This window comes from Nonomuraea sp. IBHARD001 (assembly GCF_056106265.1).
The window spans coordinates 3667472-3688779 of record NZ_JBWBBW010000002.1 but is presented as its reverse complement, the minus strand read 5'-3'; the positions used below and the strand labels follow the sequence as shown (position 1 = coordinate 3688779).

The following is a 21308-nucleotide window of genomic DNA, read 5'->3' as shown; positions in this document are numbered from 1 at the left end:
GGTCACAGCGCCTCCTGTTCGGCCTCGCGCCCGGCCTTGTCCAGGGCGGCGACCTCGGCGGCGTCGAGCAGCCTCGGCGCGGGCGCGGTCACCAGCTCGGGCGGGCCGAGCTTCAGGGTGATCTCCTGCCAGAGCTTGCACAGCGTCAGGTGGTACTGCCCGCGCCTGGCCGCCGGGTCCGAGGCCAGGGCGTCGCGGCGCAGCCGCATCAGCGCGTGCGCCACCCCGGCGGGCCAGACCTCCTCGAAGATCTCGCGGTAGCTCGGCGCCTGCGCCGCCCCCAGCACGCCCGCGCTCGGCACGTCCAGGTGGCTGCGCAGCGCCTCGGCGCCCTCGTCGCTGTAGTCGAAGTGCGGCCTGGCCGCCGGGTCGCGCACCGCGCGGGGGAAGTCCGGCCTGGGGCTCCACACCACCGGGCCGTGCGTGCCGACCAGTTCGAGATTGCCCGCCTCGGTGCCGACGACGACCCTGTGCATGAGGTGGGCGTAGTTGTCGGGGTCGGCCGGGTCCATCTGGTTCTGGATACGCAGGGTGACCGGCACGCCGCCGATGATCCCGTCGAGGCTGCGGAACGGCACGTCCGGCGTGGAGGCGACCGAGACGTCGGCCGGGGTGGCGAGCTCGCCGATCGACCACGGCCTGACCCCGCCGAGCGCCTGTCCGAGGATGTCCAGCAGCGAGTAGGCGACCTGGAACCCGCACGCCGCGTCCACGTACAGCGGTCGCTGACGGCGCAGCAGCTCGGCCACCGTGCCGATGAAACGGCGTACGGGGGCGGTATTGGTGTAGAAGGGGTTCAGGTGATAGGTCACCTTGTGCTTGCGTGCCGTACGCAGGCAGTCGGCCAGCTCGTCGTGGTGCAGCGGGTGCTCCTGGATGACGTGCATGCCTCGGGCCATCAGCGCCTTGGCCAGCTCGACGCCCGGCCCGCCGAGCAGGCCGCCGCGCACGACCACGCAGGCCATCCGCACGTCGCCGGGTATCTGGTCGAGATCGGTGAACAGCGGCACGCCGTGGTGCTCGGCGACCGAGCGTGAGCGCTCGCTGCCCCTGGCCAGGATGCCGGCCAGTTCGAGCGGCAGGCCCGGCTGGGCGAAGGCACGCAGGTAGACCTGTCCGAACAGGGCGCCGCACACCACCACCCGCATCGGTGTCGTCACAGTACTCCTTCCTCCTGCTCGTGCTCGTGCCCGGCCGCGCGCGCCGGGCCTTCGTACACCCGCACGCCGCCGATCAGGTCGGCCGCCGTACGGGGGTCGAGCACCTCGGCCGCGTGGTGCACGCCCGGCGGCGCCTCGCCCGCCAGCACCGCCCTCGCGGCGAGCGCCGCCGTCGCGCCGGTGAGCTCACTGGCCCCGCCGCCCCTGAGCACGACCGTCCTGGTGCGCTCGGCTCCCGCCACCTCGACCGCGATCACCTGGTAGGCGTCGCGGCCGAACACGTCGAGCTCGGCCGCCCTCGCCACGGCCGAGGCCCGCTCCTGGACGGTGCCGCCCTTCGGCCTGGACAGCGCCTCCCACAGGTGCTCGCCGTCGAACACGCTGTACCAGGTCGCCTCGTCCGCGCCGAGCGCGAGCGCCAGCCGTTCGGCCTCCGTGCTCAGGTACGGCGTGAGCGCCACCCGGCCGGGGAAGAACGGCGCCTCGGCCGAGGCCACGGCACGCGCGGCCCGCGAGACCCTCCGGCCGTCGCGCCAGGCGGCGAACGTCTCGCCGAACGCGTCGAACGCGGCCAGGTAGTCCAGCGCCGCCGTCGCCGTGAACCGGTCGCGCCCGCCCACCCAGCCGGTGAGCCTGACCGGTCGCCCGGTGCCGGTGAGCAGCCGGGGCAGCAGCCCGGTCAGCCCCGGCATCATGCCCGCCGACACCACCGCCGTCCACCGCCCGCCGAGCGCCTCGACCGCCCGGTGCAGCCCGTCGTCACCCGCCGCGTCCACATAGTCCGCCCCCGCGGCCAGCGCCGCCCTCGCCACCTGGTCCCCCACGTGTACGGCGGGCCCCGCGCAGTTGACGACGACCCGGCACCCGGCGGCGAAAGCGGCGAGCGAAGCGGGGTCGTCAAGATCCACGACCGCGGCCTCGACGGCGAACCCGGTCCGCGGGGCCCCGGACGCGCCGACGGCCTGGCGTGAGGCGGGTGCGCCGACCGCCTGGGCCGTTGCCGACGCGCCGACGGCCTGGAGGGACGTCGCCGCGGCTCCGGTTCCCCCACTCCCGAGCAAGCGCACGGCCGCCTGTCCGCGCTCCCGGTCGCGCCCGCCGATCCGCAGGGGCCCCAGCCCCCACCCGGCCAGCCGCCGAGCAGCCGCCATCCCGACCGCGCCGTACCCGCCGACGATCCCGATCACCTGCCCGCTCATCGGGCCGCCTCGACCGTGACCTCGCCCAGGCAGCGTTCGGTCCACACCTCGACCGGCTCGCCCTCCCCCGACCTGACCAGCGTCACATCGCCCACGTACACATCCCCGACGCCCTCCCCGGCCCGCAGCAGCGCCACCCACAGGGGATAGCCCTCCTCGGCCCGATCGCCGAACAACCCCCTGGCCACGGCCTCGTCCCCGCCGCCCTTGGTCAAGGGATCGCGCAGCACGAGCATCTCCACGTACACCCCCATCTCGGTCAGCCGCCGAGCCACCTCCATCGCCAGCGCGGCTCCCGCCCCCGACCCGCTCACCCGTGCCACGGCCAGGGCGCACCCGGCCAGTTCCGCGCTGTAGCGGTCGGCGAGGCGGTCCAGCAGCGTGCCGGGTTCGAGCTCGCCGACGTCCAGCCCGGCCGCGCCGCCCAGCGCCAGCACGGGGCCTTCGGCCTCGCCTTCGTACGCGGGTGGCAGGCCGGTGCCGTCGTGCACCAGGATCAGCGCCGGTCCGTCGCCCGCCTCGCTCAGCCAGGTCACGGCGGGCCCGCTGTCGACGCCCGCCGCCTCGCCCTGCCGTACGGTTCCGGCGCCGAGCGCCGAGGCGAGCGCCGAGACCGTGGGCTGCTCCAGGATCAGGCGCAGCAGCTCGTCGAAGAACAGGTCGGCCTCGGGCACCTCCTCGGTGAGCCGCCCGGCGAGCTGGGCGGCCAGCAGCGAGTCGCCGCCGAGGTCGTAGAAGTTCTGCCGCCTGCCGACGGCCTCCAGCTTGAGCACCTGGGCCCAGATGACCGCCAGCCTGCGCTCCAGGTCGGTGAGGTCCTCCTCCAGGCCCGCCGTCTCGGCCCCGGTCCTGGCGGGCAGCAGCGCCACCAGCCCGGCCCTGTCGACCTTGCCGTTGGCCGTGTGCGGCACGGCGTCGACGATCTCGACGACCGGCGGGACCATGTAGTCGGGCAGCCTGGTCGCGGCGAAGGCGGTCAGCTCGGCCGGGGTCACCCTGGCACGGCCGGTCTTGAACCGCGCGGCGAAGACCCGCATGCCGACCTCGTCGAGCAGGTCGTCGTCCTGCGGCGCGCACGCCTCGCCCACGGCGCCGGCCTCGCGCAGCAGCGTGCTCCACTGGTCGGGGTAGAGGAAGGTCTGGTGCCTGCCCCGCCGCAGGTCGGCGAAGTCGCCGAGCGACTCCTCCAGCCTGACCATCAGCTCGAGGGAGGTCATGATCTGCACGTGGTCGCGCGTCATCTCCTGCACCAGCAGCCAGCAGCCGGGCGCCGCCAGCCCGGCCAGCCTGCCCAGCGTCGCACCGGCGTCGTGGGTGGCGTGCAGGACGTCACCCGCGATGATCACGTCGAAGGAGTTGGCCGACAGCCCCTGCGCCCCGGGGTCGCGGTCGAGGTCGTACACGCCGAACCTGACCCACGGCAGTGCGGCGAAACGCTCCTGGGCGGCGTTGAGGAAGTACTGCGAAAGATCGGTGAACAGATAGTCGACCTGCGCGCCGGACTGCTCAAGAGCGGCCAGCACGCCCGCGCTGGTCCCGCCCGCGCCCGCGCCGACCTCCAGCACCCGCAGCGGCCCCTGCCCCTGGTGCGCGACCGCGATCTCCTGTACGGCGCTCGCGGTGACAGCGTTGGCCCAGCGGTTGAACAGCGCCTCGGAGTAGAGGTTGTCCGACAGCTCGACCCGGCCTTCGGGAAACAGCAGCCGCAGCGGATCGCTCTCGCCCCTGACCAGCTCGCCGAGCCTGGCGCCGGACGTGCGGAAGTAGTCGATCAGCCGCACGTCGTCCACGCCGTGCCCGAGGTCGACGACGTCCTGCCAGGCGGCCGTCAGGTCGGTGCGCGCCCTGGCGGCTCCCGTCTCGGTGAGCGTGTGCCGCCCCCGCTCGTCGCGGGCCAGCGCACCGGCCTCGACCAGGGCGTTCAGCCATCGCCGCAGCAGCCTGTGATGGCGTTCGGCGGCCCGGACCGCGGTGACGATCTCCGGCGCGGTGTGCGCGGCGCCCGCGGTGAACAGGCCGGGTTCGAGCAGCACACCGAGCATGGTGGTGAGCGCGATGTCGTCCAGGCCGCGGGTGTAGGCCAGGTAGCGCTCCCTGTCGACGCCGTCGAGCACGGCCGCGCCCGCCTTCATCGCGGTCGCGAGCACGTCGTCGGTCGTGCCGGGCGGCGGCGCCGCGACGGCCGGTACGGCGAAGGCGACGAGCCTGCGCTCGAGCGCCGTGCCGTCGGCCACGCAGTACGCCGCGTCGACGGCGGGGTGCTCGGCCAGGGCGGTCTCGATCTCGGCCAGTTCGATGCGGTGGCCGCGTACCTTGACCTGGGCGTCCTCACGGCCGAGGAACTCGATCTCGCCGTCGGGCAGGTATCTGCCGAGGTCGCCGGTGCGGTAGAGGCGCTCGCCCGTGACCGGATGGCGGACGAAGCGCGCGGCCGTGCGCTCCTCGTCGTGCAGGTAGCCCGCGGCCAGACCGGCTCCCCCGATGTACAGCTCGCCGGGCACGCCGTCCGGGCAGGGCCGCATGGCGTCGTCGAGCACGTGGAAGCTCTGGTTGGCCAGCGGACGCCCGTAGGGGATGCTGCGCCACGACTCGGGCACCTGGCCGATCTCATGGTAGATCGACCAGATCGCCGCCTCGGTGGCCCCGCCGAGGCTGACCACACGCAGTCCGGGCACCTGCCGCCTGATCCGGTCGGGCAGTGCGACCGGGATCCAGTCGCCCGACATCATCGCCAGCCGCAGCGACCCGAGTCCGGCCTGCGGCTCGTGCCCGAGGTAGTCGCTGAGCATCTGCAGCTGGGCCGGAACGGAGTTCCAGATGCTGACGCCGTGCCGGGCGACGAGCGCGGCCCAGTGCGAGGGGTCGCCCCTGCGCTCGGCGGCGGGCAGCACGACGGCCCCGCCGACGCCCAGCACGCCGAACACGTCGTAGACCGACAGGTCGAACCCCAGTGCGGCCAGGCCGAGCACCCGGTCGCCCGGTCCGACGCCGAAACGCCGGGTGATGTCGTCGACGGTGTTGCGGGCCGCCGTGTGGGTGATCATCACGCCCTTGGGCGATCCGGTCGAGCCCGAGGTGTAGATCACGTACGCCAGGTCGCCGGGCGAGACGCCGGGCGCGGCCGGTACGGCTTCGCCCGGCTCGATCGTGTCGACCGCGAGCGCCGTGCACTCGCCGAGGCCGGGCAGCAGCCTCGACTGGGTCAGCGCCAGCCGTACTCCTGCGTCGGCCAGGATGCGGGCGCGTCTGGCGGCCGGTTGGTTGGTGTCGACGGGCAGGTAGACGCCTCCGGCGCGCAGCACGGCGAGGACGGCGACGATCTGCTCCCAGCCCTTGTCCATGACGACGGCGACCAGGTCGCCGGGTGTCAGGCCCGCGTCGGCGAGGTGGACGGCGACGGCGGCCGAGCGGGCCAGCACCTCGCCGTAGGTCAGTTCGCGCTCGCCGCAGACGACGGCCACATCGCCGGGCGCGTGCGCCGCCCAGGCCAGGAAGCCGTCCTGCAGCAGGCCTTCGGGCAGCGGCCCCGCGGTGGCGTTGGCCAGCTCACGCCGGGCGAGTTGCGCGGCGGGCAGGCCGACGGGCGCGGCCGACTCCCACACGCTCCCGTCGTCCGCCAGGCGGCGCAGCAGGTCCTCGTAGGCGGCGAAGGCGTCGTCGATCACGTCGGCGGGCAGCACGCCCTCACGCACGTCCCAGTTGGAGGCCAGGCCGCCGCGTCTTTCGATGTTCTGGCAGTCGATCCAGACCTGGGGCGTCTGGCTGATGCCGAAGGTGAACTCGCCCCGGCCCGGCTGCTCGGCCTCGTCGGCCAGTCCGATCGCACTGGTGAACACGACGGGCATCAGCGCGGCCTCCGCCCCGCCGCGCCGTCCGAGCTCGCGCATCACCTCGACGCCGCTGAACAGCCGGTGGTCGAGGTCCTGCCAGAGCCTGGCCTGTACGGCGGCGGCACGCTCGGCGAACGTCGTGCCCGCCGCCTTGTCGACGGCCAGCAGGCTCACCGAGGTGAAGTCGCCGACCAGGGCGCCCACCTGGGGGTGCACGGGCAGGCGGTTCAGCAGGGTGATGTCGAGGCAGAACCGCGAGGCCCTGCTCCAGGCGCCGATCACCTCGGCGTAGGCGGCGAGCACGGCGGTCGAGGGGCTGACGCCGTGCCGTCCGGCCTGTTCCTTGAGCCCGGCCCACACGGCGGGCTCGATCCTGGCCTCCAGGCGGCGAAAGCCGGTCTGCTCGCCGGGCGAGGCGACCATGGGCAGGTCGGGGGCGGCGGGCAGGTCGGCGATGCGGTCGAGCCAGTAGGCCTTGTCGCGTTCGTAGCCGACGCCCGAGCGCATGCGCTGCTCGGCCAGGCGGTAGTCGCGGTAGGTCAGCTCCAGCTCGGGCAGCGACACGCCGGGCTCGGCGTAGAGGCGGTGCAGCTCGGTGAGGATCACTTCGAGGCTGACGAAGTCGGCGATGAGGAAGTCGATGGAGAAGTGCAGGATCGCCTTCTCGTCGGTACGGCTCACGCGTAACTCGAACAGCGGCCACTGATCGGTCGGATAGACCTTGTGGCCGAGCTCGGCCCTGGTGGCCTCGACGGCCGCCGCGACTTCCTCGCCCGGCAGGCCGCGCAGGTCGCGCACGGCGATCGCGTAGTCGGGCACGTGTGGCCGTACCTGCTGGGCGCCGTCCACGGTGACGACGGCGCGCAGCATGTCATGGCGGCGCACGAGGGCCTGCCAGGCGGCGCTCAGCCTGGCCGGGTCGAGCTCGGGATAGGTCAGCTCGCCGTAGCCGTGGCAGCCGACGCCGCCGTAGGCGAAGACGTCACGCCTGCCCAGCAGGTAGGCAGACTGCACGTCGGTCACGGGGAAGGGGTCGTATCGCTCGCCGGGCGCGGGGACCAGGGCCCGTCCGGCGCCGCCGTCCAGGTAGGCGAGCACCTCGTCGCGATGCTCGCGCAGGGCGGCGAGGCGTTCGGGGGTCATCGTGCCCTTCGGCGCGCGGTACCGCAGGCGCCCTTCGTCCGCCCAGAGCGTGACGCCCGCGTTCTCCAGCTCGCCGACCAGGCGCCCAGCACTCATAGTTCGCCCTCTTCCATGGATTCCGCGCGTTGTTCCTCGATCAGTGCGGCCAGCTCGGCCAGCGTGGGCACGCCGAGCAGCAGGCGCAGGGTCATGACCACCCCGAACCTGCGGCGGATCGTCTCGACCAGCCTGGTGGCCAGCAGGCTGTCGCCGCCGAGTGCGAAGAAGTTGTCCTCACGGGAGATCGCGGCGGCGCCGAGCAGGTCGGCCCAGATGCCGGCGACCTCGCTCTCTGCCTCGCCGCTCGGCGGCGTGCTCGACGCCGGTTCGACGGCTCCGGCCAGCAGCCGGTCGACGGCCTTGCGGTCGACCTTGCCGTTGGCGCTCAGCGGGATCGTCTCGGCGATCACGATGCGTTCCGGCACCATGTACGCGGGGAGGCGCGCGGCGGCGAACGTGCGCACGTCGTCCTGGGCGATCGCCTCGGCGGATGTCACGAGGGCGGCCAGGCGTCTCGATCCGCCGCCCGCCACCTCGACCGCGGAGGCGACGGCGCCGCGTACGCCGGGGCACGCCTCCAGCGCGACCTCGATCTCGCCGAGTTCGATGCGGTGGCCGCGTACCTTGACCTGGAAGTCACGGCGCCCGAGGAACTCCAGCGTGCCGTCAGGCCAGTACCTTCCCAGGTCGCCCGTGCGATACCAGCGCAGCCCGTCGTGCTCGACGAACTGCGCGGCCGACCGCACCGGATCGTGGCGATATCCCAGTGCGACGCCGTATCCGCCGATCCACAACTCCCCCGCCACCCAATCAGGGCAATCCCGCCCACGCCCGTCCACCACCCGGAAACACTGATTACGCAACGGCCGCCCATAAGGCACCGAGACCCAATCGGAAGGCACCGAAACGGGCACGTCACAGAAGTTCGACCACACCGCAGCCTCGGTAGCCCCGCCAAGCGCCACCAACCGAGCCCCAGCCTCGACCTGCGCGAGACGACCGGAAAGCTCAAGCCCCACCCAATCCCCCGACACCAAAGCCACCCGAAGCCCACCCCCGCCGCCCACGGTCAGCAACATGTCCAGCAACGCCGGAACCGAGTTCCACACCGTGACCTTGTGCTCGGCACACAGCTCCGCCCATCGCGTGGCCTCACGCCGATCGCCCTCCCCCACCACGACGAGCGACCCGCCGACGCCCAGCAGCCCGAACACGTCGAACACCGACAGGTCGAAGTCGAGCGACGACACCGCCAGCACCCGGTCCTCACCCGAAACGCCGAACCTCCGGCACACCTCTTCGAGTGTGTTCACGGCAGCGGCATGCGTGACCTCGACCCCCTTGGGCTCGCCGGTCGACCCGGAGGTGTAGATCACGTACGCGAGGTCGTCCGGACGGGTCCACGGAACCGGCCCGGCCAGCGGCTCGGCCGCCAGCGCCTCCGCCATCACCTCGGCCGACAGCACACGCGACACCCCGGCCGCCTCGAAAATACGCTCACGCCGCACCGCAGGCTGATCCACACCCACCGGCACATACACACCACCAGCCGCCAGCACCCCCAGCACCGCCGCCACCTGATCAGGACCACGCTCAACCGAAACCCCCACCACACCCGCCGAACCCACCCACGACGCCACCGACAACGCACGACGCGCCAACTCACCAAAACTCAACCAACCCCCCTCCCACACCACCGCCACACGACCCGGCTCACGCACAGCCCACTCGAAAAACCCCTGATGCAACAACCGCCCCGACAACACACCATCCATCGCGTTCACCGCAGCACGCACCGCGAGCTGCCCGCCGGGCACCAGAGGCCCGACCGTCTCGTCCCAGGCCGTGCCCGAGACCAGACGACCCAGCAGCCCGGCATACGCCTCGAACATGGCGTCCAGCACACCGGCCGGGAACAGCTCCTCCACGGCGTCCCAGTTCACGAACAGGCCGCCGGCCCGCTCGGTCACCTGGCAGTCGAGCCAGACCTGCGGCGTCTGGGACAGGCCCCAGCCTGGCCGCCCGAACGGCAGGTCCAGGTCGACGAGCTCGGCGGGCAGGCCGAGCGCGCTGGTGAAGACGACCGGCATGGCGACGTCGGCGGCCCCGGTGCGGCGGGCGCGTTCGCGCAGCACCCAGATGGCCGAGACCGCCCGGTGCTCCATGTCGGCCCACATCCGCTCCTGGTAGCGGGCCGACGCCGAGGCGAAGCTCTCGCCCGCGACCGGCTCGTAGGCGGCCAGCAGCAGCGAGGTGAAGTCGCCCAGCACGTCGTTGATCCGCGGATGCACCTCACGCCGGTCGAACAGCGTGAGGTTCAGCGTGAGCCCGTCGCCCTCCGACCAGGCGGCGATCGTCTCGGCATAGGCCGTGGCCAGGACGGCCGCGGGGGTGAGGCCGTGCGCTCTGGCGTGTTCGACGAGGGCGGCCCACTGCTCGGGCTCCAGCTTCGCCTCGCGACGGGTGAAGACCGGCGAGACGACCCTGGACGGGTCGACGGCGAGCGGGAGGCGGGGGGCCGCCGGCAGGTCGGCGGCGCGCTCGCGCCAGTAGTCCTCGGCCGCCTGCCGTTCCTCGGCGTCCGGTCCGGCGTTGAGCAGGTAGTCGCGGAAGGTGATGTCCATGGGCGGCAGGCTCAGGTCCGCGTCGGCGTAGAGCGCGGCCAGCTCCTTGAACACGATGACGATACTGAGCGCGTCCAGCACCATGTAGTCGAAGCTGAAGGCCAGCCTGACCCGATCGCCTGAACGCACGGCCTCGATCTCCACCAGCGGCCACACGCCGGGATCGGCGATGCGGTGCGACAGGCGCTCGCGCAGCCGTTCCAGCTCGGCCTCGTAGTCCGGCGCGCCGACGTCGGTGACGGGCACGACGGCGTGCGGGACGTCGGCCAGCACCCGCTGGTCGCCGTCGTCGTCGAAGACGACCCTGAGCATGTCGTGCCTGGCGATCAGCAGGTTCCAGGCGCGTTCCAGTGCGGACACGTCGACGCCTGTGCCGTCGAGCTCCCAGTACCAGTGCGAGCCGACGCCGCCCAGGGTGAAGTGGTGGGTACGGCCGACCCAGTACGCGCGTTGCACGTCGGTGGGCGCGAACGGCTCGTGGCGGCCGGCCGGGTCGGCCTTCAGGACGGTCCTGGCGCGTGCCGTACCCGAGGTGAGCGTGGCGGCGAAGTCCTTGAGCACCGGGCCGGAGAACAGGGCGCGCATCCTGCCGCCTTCGACGCCTTCGTCGGCGAGCCTGGGCAGCAGCCTGGTGGCCAGCAGGCTGTCGCCGCCGAGTGCGAAGAAGTGGTCCTCGCGCGAGATCCGCTCGACGCCCAGCAGTTCGGCCCACAGCCTGGCGACCACGGTCTCGATCGGCCCTTGCGGCGGCGTGCTGGCCACCGGTTCGACGGCTCCGGCCAGCAGCCGGTCGACGGCCTTGCGGTCGACCTTGCCGTTGGCGCTCAGCGGGACCGTCTCGGCGATCACGATGCGTTCCGGCACCATGTACGCGGGGAGGCGCGCGGCGACGAACGTGCGGACGTCGTCCTGGGCGATCGCCTCGGTCGATGTCACGAGGGCGGCCAGGCGCCTGGCCCCGCTGCCCTCCGCCCGTACGGCGGACGCGACCGCACGTCCCACACCCGGGCACGCCTCCAGCGCGACCTCGACCTCGCCGAGTTCGATGCGGTGGCCGCGTACCTTGACCTGGAAGTCACGGCGCCCGAGAAACTCCAGCGTGCCGTCAGGCCAGTACCTTCCCAGGTCGCCCGTGCGATACCAGCGCAACCCGTCGTGCTCGACGAACTGCGCGGCCGACCGCACCGGATCGTGGCGATAACCGAGCGCGACGCCGTATCCGCCGATCCACAACTCCCCCGCCACCCAATCAGGACAATCCCGCCCACGCCCGTCCACCACCCGGAAACACTGATTACGCAACGGCCGCCCATAAGGCACCGACACCCAATCCGAGGGCACCGAAACGGGCACGTCACAGAAGTTCGACCACACCGCAGCCTCGGTAGCCCCGCCAAGCGCCACCAACCGAGCCCCCACCTCGACCTGCGCGAGACGACCGGAAAGCTCAAGCCCCACCCAATCCCCCGACACCAAAGCCACCCGAAGCCCACCCCCACCGCCCACGGTCAGCAACATGTCCAGCAACGCCGGAACCGAGTTCCACACCGTCACCCCATGCTCGGCACACAACTGCGCCCACCGAACCGCCTCACGCCGATCGCCCTCCCCCACCACGACCAGCCCGCCCCCGACGCCCAGCACACCGAACACGTCGAACACCGACAGGTCGAAGTCCAGCGACGACACCCCGAGCACCCGGTCCTCGCATGTCACCCCGAACCGCTCACACACCTCCTCCAGCGTGTTCACGGCTGCCGCATGCGTGACCTCCACACCCTTCGGCTCGCCGGTCGACCCGGACGTGTAGATCACATACGCCAGATCCTCGCCCCGCACCCCGTCGACCGGCCCGGCCAGCGGCTCGGCGGCCAGCGCCTCCGCCATCACCTCGGCCGACAACACACGCGACACCCCGGCCGCCTCGAAAATACGCTCACGCCGCACCGCAGGCTGATCCACACCCACCGGCACATACACACCACCAGCCGCCAGCACCCCCAGCACAGCCGCCACCTGATCAGGACCACGCTCAACCGAAACCCCCACCACACCCGCCGAACCCACCCACGACGCCACCGACAACGCACGACGCGCCAACTCACCAAAACTCAACCACCCCCCATCCCACACCACCGCCACACGACCCGGCTCACGCACAGCCCACTCGAAAAACCCCTGATGCAACAACCGCCCCGACAACACACCATCCATCGCGTTCACCGCAGCACGCACCGCGAGCTGCCCGCCGGGGGCCAGGCAGTCCACCTCGGCGTTCCAGCCGTCGGCGACCCGGCCGAGCAGCCCCACATACGCCTCGAACATGGCGTCCAGGACACCGGCGGGGAACAGCTCCTCGACGGCGTCCCAGTTCACGAACAGGCCGCCGCCGCGCTCGGTCACCTGGCAGTCGAGCCAGACCTGCGGGGTGGTCGACATGGTGTGGCCGGGCGTGCCGAAGCTGCCCCGGAACTCCTCGCCGAACAGTTCGCCCAGGTTGATCGCGGTGGTGAACACGACGGGCGCGGCCGATCCGGCGGCGTCGGCGGTCCTGGCCAGCTCGCGCATGACCTCGACGCCGGTGAACGACGCGTGCGCCAGGCTGGTGTGGAAGCGGCTCTGCACGTCGCGTACCCGATCGGCGAACGGCATGGGCTCGCTCAGGTCCAGGTCGAGCAGGACCAGGTTGGTGAAGTCGCCGACGATCGCATGGACGTCGGGATGCACGTCGTCGCGGTCGTAGAAGGGCAGGTTCAGCAGGAAGCGCGGCTCGTCGCTCCAGGCGGCGATCACCTCGGCGAACGCCGTGACGAACACCATCGACAGCAGCAGCGAGTGCTCACGGGCGTACTCCGTCAGCCGCTTCCACTCCTCGGCGGGCAGGCTGTGCGCCAGCCGTACGTTGTGGCGTGCGGTGAGCTGCTCGGGGGCCACGGCCAGCGGCAGGCGGGGCGGGCCCGGCAGTTCGGGCACCCTGGCCAGCCACCACTCGCGGTCCTCGGCGCGCTTGACGGCCCGGCGCAGCTCCTTGCCCGCCAGGTAGCGGGGGAAGCTGTAGCCGAGCGCGGGCAGCGGCGCATCGGGCGAAAGGTAGAGGGCGGCCAGGTCGCCGAGCAGGATCTGGAAGCTCTGCGCGTCGGAGACGAGCATCTCGATCGCCAGATGCACCCGGGTCAGCCCGCCGGGCAGCAGCGACAGCTGGATGTCGAAGACCTCGCCGCGCTCGACGGCCATCCGCCGGTGCGACAGCTCCTCGCGTACCAGCTCGGCCCGCTCGGGCGCGGCGCGCAGGTCGTGCACCAGCACACCGGGCCACGGGCTGTCCGGCATGATCTGCTGACGGCCGTCGTCGAGGAACCTGGCGCGCAGCATGCCGTGCCTGGCGATCAGCGCGCGCACGGCTTGCTCCAGGCGCACGGGGTCGAGTGCGGCACCGTCGAACTCGCAGTAGAACTGGGCGCCGACACCGCCTAGCACCTGGTCGGCGTCCCGGCCCACCCAGTAGGCGTGCTGCATGGTGGCCAGCTCGAACGGCAGCGCCTCGTCCACATCGGGCTCGGGCCCGGCGGGCGCGACGGGTGCGGCCCGCTTGCCCGCGACAAGCCGGTGCCACTCGCTCAGCGTGCGGAACTCCACCAGCTCGGCGAACGTGACATCGGCCCCCGCCTTGCGCCACTGACCGGCCAGCCTGATGACCTGGATGGAGTCGAGGCCGAGCCGCAGCAGGTCGGTGTCGTCCGCGACCACGCCCGGGTCCTCGCCGATCATGGCGGCGATGGCGGCGCGCATCTCCTCGATGCTCATCTGGCCTCCCTGATGCGCTGGGCGCCGAAGTCGAGCAGGTCGAGCTTGGCCAGCCCGTCCCGCACGGCCGGGGTCAGCAGGCCGATGTGCTGCAACGAGGAGATGACCTTGGCGAAGATGGCCTGCCGATACTTGATCATCAGTTCGTGTGTCGCGGCGAACTCGACGCCCTCGCTCCTGGGCACCTCGAGCCGCTCCCACACGTCCTCCAGCAGGAAGCGCCTGCGCATGAGGCTGGCGGCGGTCAGCACGAGCTCCTCGCGGTCGGCCAGCTCACCGCTGGTCATCTCGGGATAGATCCCGGCCAGCGACAGCACCCCGAACGACACGTGCCTGGCCTCGTCCCTGGCGACCAGCCGGGTGATCTCCTTGATCAGGTCGTCGTTGAACGTACTGTTGGCCAGCCGGAACGCGGCCATGGCCAGCGCCTCGACCATGATCTGCATCCCGAGCGAGATGACGTCCCACCGCTCGTCGGCCAGGATGTCGGTCAGCAGCGCACTGAGCGGGGAGCTGATCCCGTACGGCTCGGGCACCTTCTCACGCAGGTATCTGGCGAACACCTCGACATGCCTGGCCTCGTCGGCCGCCTGGCTGGCCGCGTAGTACTTGCTCTCGATGGTCGGCATCATCCCGACGAGCCTGGCCGCCACCACCATGGCGCCCTGCTCGCCGTGCAGGAACTGCGAGACCATCCACGACTGCAGCTCCCACCTGAAGGTGTCCCAGATCGGGCGCCCCCTGCGGGCCAGCGGCGAGGCGGCGAAGGCCGACATGGCGAAGTAGGAGTCGTCGGGCAGCGGCTGGCCGAACGGCACCTCCATCGACCAGTCGATGTCGGTGGAGGCGTTCCACTGAGCCTGCTTGGCCCGCTCGTACAGCACGGAGATGCGCTCGGACTGCGGCTCATAGTCCCAGTTGAGCTGGACTTCGACCGGTGTGGTCACCCTGAGGTCGGCCATGCTTGAAACACTACTGAATAGATACGAGGTCCGGGAAGACCCGAGATACTTGGTTTACCGGAAATGCGAGTGTCGCCTAGCATTCTGGGGTGACCGTTCCAGAGGCTCCAGCGACCGTCGGCCAGCGCCTGCTGTGGATGATGGGCCACTACCGGGCCACGGCGGAGTACGGCGCGTTCAACTGCCCCGTGCTGTGCCGGTTACGCGGCCGTCTCGACCGCACGGCGCTCGCCGCCTCGCTCGACGCGCTCGCCGCCAGGCACGAGTCGTTGCGCACGGTCTTCTCCGGCAGGGGCCGCAACCTCACGCAACGCGTGCTGGCGCCCGAGCACGTGCCCATCGCCTGGCGTGAGGCGGCGGACCCGCAGGCGGAGCTCGTCGCCGAGCTGCGCACGCGCATCGACGTGACGCACGCGCCGCCCGTCCGGGTCGTCGTGTGGCGGCTTTCGGAGACCGAGCACCTGCTGTGCCTGAACCTGCATCACATGGTCACCGACGCCTGGTCGACCGGCGTGCTGTTCAAGGAGCTGCAGACCCTCTATGCCAGAGGCGGCGACCCCGCGGCCCTGGCGGCGCCCGCATGGCAGTATCTCGACTTCGCCCGCTGGCAGGACGCCCTGCCGCTGGAACGCCAGCACGCCTACTGGATGCGGCAGCTCGGCGGCTCGCGGCTGGCGTGCCCGCCCAGACTGCCCGGCGCCGGGGCCGCGGCCAGCGCGCCGACCGGCACGGCGTCGGCCGCGCTCTCGCCCGAGCTCACGCTGCGGCTGCGCGAGCTGGCCAAGCGCCTGCGCGTCACGCTGTTCTCCGTCCTGCTGGCCGCCTACTTCGCCCAGCTGCACCGCGCCACGGGTGAGCGCGACCTCACGGTCGGCTCGCTGTTCGCCAACAGGGCCAGGCCGGAGAGCCACGGCACGGTCGGCTTCCTCGCCAACATGGTCATGCTCAGGTCGCGTACGGCGGCGGCCGACCCGCTGACCCTGATCCGCACCACGCACGCCACCTCGGTCGGGGCGTTCGCCAACCAGCAGCAGCCGTTCCAGACGCTGCCGCCGCACCTGGTCGAGACCGGCGGCCTGCGCGCCGACGACGTCGTCTTCCAGGTCGTCACCGACCCCGTGCACAAGGGGCACGCGGGCGGGCTGGAGTTCGAGCTGCTCGTGCCGGACGCGATCGGCAGCAGGTTCAGCTTCGAACTCGCCGTGGCGCCGCTCGGCCAGGGGCTGCGGCCGGTGCTGTTCTACCGGCGCGACTGGTTCGCCCCCGACGCCGCCGAGGCGTTCATCGGGGGCTACGCCGCACTGCTGGCCGACTTCGGCCGGGCGTGACGCCGACCCTCGCACGCGTCCCGCCGACCGGCTTCACCCGGGCGTGACGCCCAGCGGGATCGCCGCGTAGCTGCGGAACAGCGCGCTCGGCTCGCGCACCGGCGTTCCGGCCAGGCCCAGGTCGGCCACCCGGTCGAGCAGCGTCTCGAACACCACCGCGCCCTCCACCCTGGCCAGCGCCGCGCCCAGGCACCCGCGCACGCCGCCGCCGAAACCGACGTGCGGATTGGGGTCGCGGCCCACGTCCAGCCTGCCGGGATCGGCGAACACCCGCTCGTCGTGGTTGGCGCTGCCCAGCATCAGCAGGACCGACCGGCCGGCCTTGATGGTGCGGTCGCCGATCGTGACCGGTTCGCGGGTGACGCGCGCGGTGTACTGGATGGGGGCGTCCAGCCTGACGAACTCCTCGACCGCGGTGCGCACCAGCGAGCGGTCGGCCCGCAGCCTTGCGTACTCGCCCGGGGCGCGGGCCAGGGCCAGGCAGCCGGTCGAGACCATGTTCATCGTGGTCTCGAAGCCGGTGAAACACAGGAAGGCCAGATTGTCGACGATCTCGTCCTCGGTGTGCTCGCCCAGCATGCGCGAGACGAGATCGCCGCAGGGCTCGGCCACCCGCTCGCGCACGACCTCGGCGACGTGCTCACGGATCCAGGCCAGCGCCTCGTCTGCCGCCGGTCTGTCCGGCTCGGGCAGGAACGGCGTGAACGCCTTGGCCAGGGCGGCGGCCCTGCGCCAGATCTCCTCGCGGCCGGTGACCGGCAGGCCCATCAGCTCGCACACCACGGTCACGGCGACGGGGAAGGCCAGATCGGCGGGCACGTCCAGGCGTCCGCTCGCCGTCGCCTCTTCCAGGCACCGCTCGGTGATCGCCCTGATCCTGGCCGCGTGGCCGCGTGCCGTACCCGGGGAGAAGGCGGCGACCATCAGGCGGTGCAGGCGGGAGTGGTCCTCGGCGTCCTGGGTCGGGATGATCTGGCGGAACACCTTGCCCGCCACGCCTTCGGCCATCGCGAACGCCGGGTTGTCCTCGGGGAAGTCGTTGCCGAGCCGCCGGTCGCGCAGCAGCGCCGCGACGTGCTCGTGCCCGGTCACCCCGAAGCTGGCCGGCGAGACCCGGCACACCGGCCCCTGGGCGCGCAGCCGGGCATAGGCCGGATAGGGATCGTCCAGCACCTCGGGATCGAGGGCGTCGAACTTGGGCAGCAACATCAGGCCACTCGCATGGGAACACGGGCATAAGCCCTGAAGGTCGTCTTGGTACGGCGAAGCGCGGGCCCGGCGGGCTCGATCGTGGCGAACCTGGCCAGCAGCCTCTCGAAGACCACCTGCCCCTCCACCCGCCCGAGCGCCGCGCCCATGCAGTGGTGCAGGCCGCCGCCGAAACTGACATGCGCATTGGGATCACGCCCGACGTCCAGCACATCCGGCCGGTGGAACTGCCGCTCGTCCCGGTTGGCCGAGCCCAGCAGCAGCACCAGCACCCGGCCGGCCCGCACGGTCCGCTCGCCGATCGTGACCGGCGAGTTGACCAGGCGTGCCGCCCCCTGGATCGGCGCGTCGTAGCGCAGGAACTCCTCGACGGCCGTGGGGATCAGTCCCGGCTCGGCCCGCAGCCTGGCCAGCTCGCCCGGGTGGTCCATGAGCGCGGCGCAGCCGCTGGCCAGCAGGTTCGCGGTCGTCTCGAACCCGGCGAAGAAGGAGAAGACCGCATTGTCCACGATCTCCTCCTCGCTCAGCCGGTCGGCGCCGTCGCGAGCGGCCAGCAGCAGCGACAGCAGGTCGCGGCCCGGCGCCCTGCTGCGCTGGGCGAGCAGTTCGCCGAGGTACTTGCGCAGCCACAGCACCGACTCGTCGGCCTCGGCCCTGCTCTGCTCTGGCACCATGGCGGCGAAGGCCTTGCTGAGGTTCAGGGCGTGCGGGCGCACCTCGCTGCGGTCGGCGCGCGGGATGCCCATCAGCTCGCACACCACCAGCACCGGCAGCGGGAAGGCCAGGTCGTCGACGGCCTCCAGCGCGCCGCGCTCCTGCACCGGGTCGAGCAGTTCGTCGACGAGCACGCCGATGTGCTCGCGCAGCCCCTTGACCAGCCCCGGGCTGAACGCCTTGGACATCAGCCTGCGCAGGCGCGTGTGCGCCGGAGGGTCGCGATAGAGGATGATGCGCTGGAAGAACGCGGACGCGGCCCCTCCGCCGACCGAAAGGTCGTGATAGGCGGGCGGGAACTCGCTGCCGAGCCTCGGATCGCGGACCAGGGCGGCCACGTCCTCGTAACGCGTGACGCCGAAGCTCGCCGGGCCCATGCGGCACAGCGGCCCCTGGGCGCGCAGCCGTTCGTAGGTCGGATAGGGGTCGTCAATCACCGCGGGATCGAGAGCGTCGAACCGCTCGGGCAACCGCATGCCGGACTCCGGATGGCTGGGTGACGGTTTCAGCAATACTCCATTGGATATTGCTTCTTGTATTCCAGCAACTCTAGTGTTTGTCGAGGGTCGCAATCTAGACGAGGGATACACACGGATGCCACTGCACCTGTACTGGTTCCTTCCCCTCCACGGAGACGGCAGGGAGGTCGGCAGGACCGCCGCGGACCAGGGCCGGGCGCGTACCCTGCGCCGCGCGCCCGACCTGGGCTATCTCACCCAGGTCGCCCAGGCGGTCGACGGGCTCGGCTTCACCGGGATGCTGGTGCCGACCGGCATGTTCTGCGAGGACCCCTGGCTGATCTCCTCGGCGCTGGCGGCGAGCACGCGGCGGGTCAAGTTCATGATCGCGCTGCGGTCCGGGTTGATGTCGCCGCTGCTGACCGCGCAGATGGCGGCCACCTTCCAGCGCATCTCGGGCGACCGCCTGGTGTTCAACATCGTGGCGGGCGGCGACCCCGACGAGCAGCGCCGCTACGGCGACTGGCTGCCGCACGACGAGCGCTACACCAGGACGGCCGAGTTCCTCCAGGTGCTGCGCGGCCTGTGGAAGGGCGAGCCCTACGACTTCGAGGGCGAGCACTACCGGCTGAAGGCGGGCCTGCTGACCAGGCCGTCGGCGATCCCCGAGATCCACCTGGGCGGCTCCTCCGAGATCGCGCGCCGGGTGGCGGCCGAGCACGCCGACGTGTACCTGGCCTGGGGCGAGCCGCCGCCGCAGCTCGGCGGCCTGATGGACGACCTGCGCGCCCGCACCACCGCGAACGGCCGCGCCGTGAGCCTCGGCACCCGCTTCCACGTCATCTCGCGCGACACCTCGGAGGAGGCGTGGCGCACCGCGGGGCAGCTCATCGAGGGCATGGACCCCGCCCTGGTCGCCAAGGCGCAGCAACGCTTCGGCCGCACCGAGTCGGAGGGCCAGCGCCGTGCCGCGGCCCTGCACGGCGGCAGGCTGGACGACCTGGAGATCTACCCCAACGTCTGGGCCGGATACGGCCTGGTGCGCCCCGGCGCGGGCGTCGCGCTCGTCGGCAGCCACGAGGAGGTGGCCGACCGGATCGCCGAGTACCACAAGGCGGGCATCGAGCATCTCATCCTCTCCGGACAGCCGCACCTGGAGGAGGCGTACTGGTTCGGCGAAGGCGTGCTGCCGCTGCTGCGGGCGCGCGGTCTGCTGGCTCCCGCATGAGCTCCGGCCTCGGCCACGCCATGACCCCGGCCGATCTGCCGGTGTCGGTCCTGGTCGGCAATCCGCGCAGGGGCTCGCGCACGCTCGGCATCGCGGGCAAGGTCGGCGCCATGCTCCACCACGACCTGCTCGCACTCGGCCTGCCGCTCGCGCCCGCCGAACTCGTCGACCTGTCGGGCCTCGGCCCCGACCTGGCCCAGTGGGAGGCCAGCACGCCCGAGACGAAGGCGGCGACCGAGACCGTGCTGGGGTCGCGGCTGCTGCTGGTGGCCAGCCCGACGCTCAAGGCGAGCTACTCGGGCCTGCTGAAGCTCTTCCTCGACCGGCTGCCCAGACGTGGCCTGTCCGGTGTGGTCGCGGTGCCGCTGATGACGGCCGGGAGCGCCCAGCACGCCTTCGCGGTCGACGCCTGCCTCCGGCCGCTGCTGGTCGAGCTCGGCGCCGCCGTACCGGTGCCGGGCCTGACGGTGCTGGAGGCCGACTTCGCCGCGCTCGACCGTGCCGTGCGCCCGTGGTGCGCGTCCGTCGCGCCGGTGCTCTCGGCCCTGCTGCCGCTGGGCTGACAGCGGGCGCTAGCGTGCTCCGGCCGTACGGCCCGCCTGGGCGAAGGCGGCGCGGACGTGGCCGGTGACGTCGTCGCGCACGCACTCGGCCGCCAGTTCGACCGCTCCCCTGATGTCACGTGCCGGAGCGGCCCCGTGGCACACCACGCACACGCCGCCCACGCCCAGCAGCACCCCGCCCGGATCGGCCGCGAGCGCGGTGCGCACGGCGTCGGAGACCTGCCTGGCCCGCCGGTCGGCCAGCTCGCCCGAGAACGCGCGCACGGCCGAGACGGCGGCCAGCGCGGTCAGGTCGAGGGTGCGTTCGTAGATCTTCAGCATCACGTCGCCGGTGAAGCCGTCGGTCACCGCGACGTCGACGCGGTCGCTCAGCACGTCGTAGGCCTCGATCTGGCCCACGTAGCCGGGAAGCGTGGCCAGCATGAGGTGGGCGTCGCGCTGCACCGGCCCGCCCTTGGTCAGCTCGTGCCCGTTGGACAGCAGGCCGACCCTCGGGGTGTGCACGCCGAGCCTGGCCCTGGCGTACTGGGCGCCCATGACGGCGAACTCCACCAGCCATTCGGCCTGCGCGACCACGGTCGCCCCGATGTCCAGCAGGACGGTCTGGCCGGTTCCCGGGCCGCGCAGCACGGTGGCCAGCGCCGGGTTGCGCACGCCTGGCAGCCGCCGCAGCCGCACCGCGCCCGCCAGTACGGCGGCGCCGGTGTTGCCCGGTGTGACCATCGCGTCGGCCAGGCCGGTCCTGACCGCCTGGGCGGCCACCAGCAGCGAGGAGTCGCGCTTGGCCCAGGTGGCGCTCAGCGGGTCGTCGGCCATCGAGACCGCCTCCCGCGCGTCCAGCACCGAGACGTGCGCGGGCAGCACGCGCGGCCCCAGGTGCTCACGCAGCAGCGACGCCGAGCCGACCAGCAGCACCTCGACCGCGTCCGACAGCCCGAGCGCCGCCTCCAGCACCGGCCCAGGCCCCTGGTCCCCGCCCATGCCGTCGAGGGCGACGACCGTCCGCCTGCTCATCGGGCAGTCCCTTTCCCGGTTGTTAGATAACAG

At 72.2% G+C, this 21308-nt stretch carries 11 protein-coding genes; 3 read left to right on the top strand and 8 right to left on the bottom strand.

Going from position 1 to position 21308, the window contains the following annotated elements:
- Positions 1–2: 2 nt before the first annotated feature.
- From ACTWNK_RS18880 to ACTWNK_RS18860, 5 genes are read right to left on the bottom strand one after another with little or no spacing between them, the layout of a single operon-like run.
- Positions 3–1160: a Gfo/Idh/MocA family oxidoreductase gene (locus ACTWNK_RS18880; RefSeq protein ID WP_474305485.1), complete on the bottom strand. Its 1158-nt coding sequence runs from the start codon at positions 1158–1160 to the stop codon at positions 3–5.
- Positions 1157–2359: a saccharopine dehydrogenase NADP-binding domain-containing protein gene (locus ACTWNK_RS18875; protein ID WP_474305483.1), complete on the bottom strand. Its 1203-nt coding sequence runs from the start codon at positions 2357–2359 to the stop codon at positions 1157–1159. Before ACTWNK_RS18875 ends, ACTWNK_RS18880 begins: the two co-directional genes overlap by 4 nt.
- Entirely contained in the window at positions 2356–7428 is a 5073-nt protein-coding gene (locus ACTWNK_RS18870; RefSeq protein WP_474305481.1) for a non-ribosomal peptide synthetase, read from the bottom strand. The genes ACTWNK_RS18875 and ACTWNK_RS18870 overlap by 4 nt, the downstream gene beginning before the upstream one ends.
- Positions 7425–13799 carry an amino acid adenylation domain-containing protein gene (locus ACTWNK_RS18865; protein ID WP_474305479.1) on the bottom strand — a complete coding sequence of 2125 codons (6375 nt, stop codon included), beginning with the start codon at positions 13797–13799 and terminating at the stop codon, positions 7425–7427. Before ACTWNK_RS18865 ends, ACTWNK_RS18870 begins: the two co-directional genes overlap by 4 nt.
- Positions 13796–14761 (bottom strand): ferritin-like domain-containing protein, encoded by a 966-nt coding sequence (locus tag ACTWNK_RS18860; RefSeq protein ID WP_474305477.1) that lies wholly within the window; start codon positions 14759–14761, stop codon positions 13796–13798. Before ACTWNK_RS18860 ends, ACTWNK_RS18865 begins: the two co-directional genes overlap by 4 nt.
- 89 nt (positions 14762–14850) lie before the next feature.
- On the opposite strand from ACTWNK_RS18860, the gene ACTWNK_RS18855 reads away from it, so the two are divergent.
- On the top strand, positions 14851–16089 hold the full coding sequence (locus tag ACTWNK_RS18855; RefSeq protein WP_474305475.1) for a condensation domain-containing protein: 1239 nt from the start codon (positions 14851–14853) through the stop codon (positions 16087–16089).
- 33 nt (positions 16090–16122) lie between these two features.
- On the opposite strand, the gene ACTWNK_RS18850 is transcribed toward ACTWNK_RS18855, so the two are convergent.
- Both ACTWNK_RS18850 and ACTWNK_RS18845 read right to left on the bottom strand, forming a co-directional pair.
- The gene (locus tag ACTWNK_RS18850; RefSeq protein WP_474305473.1) at positions 16123–17298 is read right to left on the bottom strand and encodes a cytochrome P450; all 1176 of its coding nucleotides are present in this window, start codon (positions 17296–17298) and stop codon (positions 16123–16125) included.
- Positions 17298–18488, bottom strand: coding sequence for a cytochrome P450 (locus ACTWNK_RS18845; protein WP_474305471.1), 1191 nt, complete (start codon positions 18486–18488; stop codon positions 17298–17300). Before ACTWNK_RS18845 ends, ACTWNK_RS18850 begins: the two co-directional genes overlap by 1 nt.
- A gap of 118 nt (positions 18489–18606) precedes the next feature.
- On the opposite strand from ACTWNK_RS18845, the gene ACTWNK_RS18840 reads away from it, so the two are divergent.
- Positions 18607–19698, top strand: a complete 1092-nt coding sequence (locus tag ACTWNK_RS18840) for an LLM class flavin-dependent oxidoreductase (RefSeq protein WP_474305469.1) — start codon at positions 18607–18609, stop codon at positions 19696–19698.
- Positions 19695–20261 carry an NADPH-dependent FMN reductase gene (locus ACTWNK_RS18835; RefSeq protein WP_474305467.1) on the top strand — a complete coding sequence of 189 codons (567 nt, stop codon included), beginning with the start codon at positions 19695–19697 and terminating at the stop codon, positions 20259–20261. The genes ACTWNK_RS18840 and ACTWNK_RS18835 overlap by 4 nt, the downstream gene beginning before the upstream one ends.
- A gap of 9 nt (positions 20262–20270) precedes the next feature.
- Here ACTWNK_RS18835 and ACTWNK_RS18830 read toward each other — a convergent pair whose 3' ends face one another.
- Positions 20271–21275, bottom strand: a complete 1005-nt coding sequence (locus ACTWNK_RS18830; protein WP_474305465.1) for a hypothetical protein — start codon at positions 21273–21275, stop codon at positions 20271–20273.
- Positions 21276–21308: the final 33 nt, after the last annotated feature.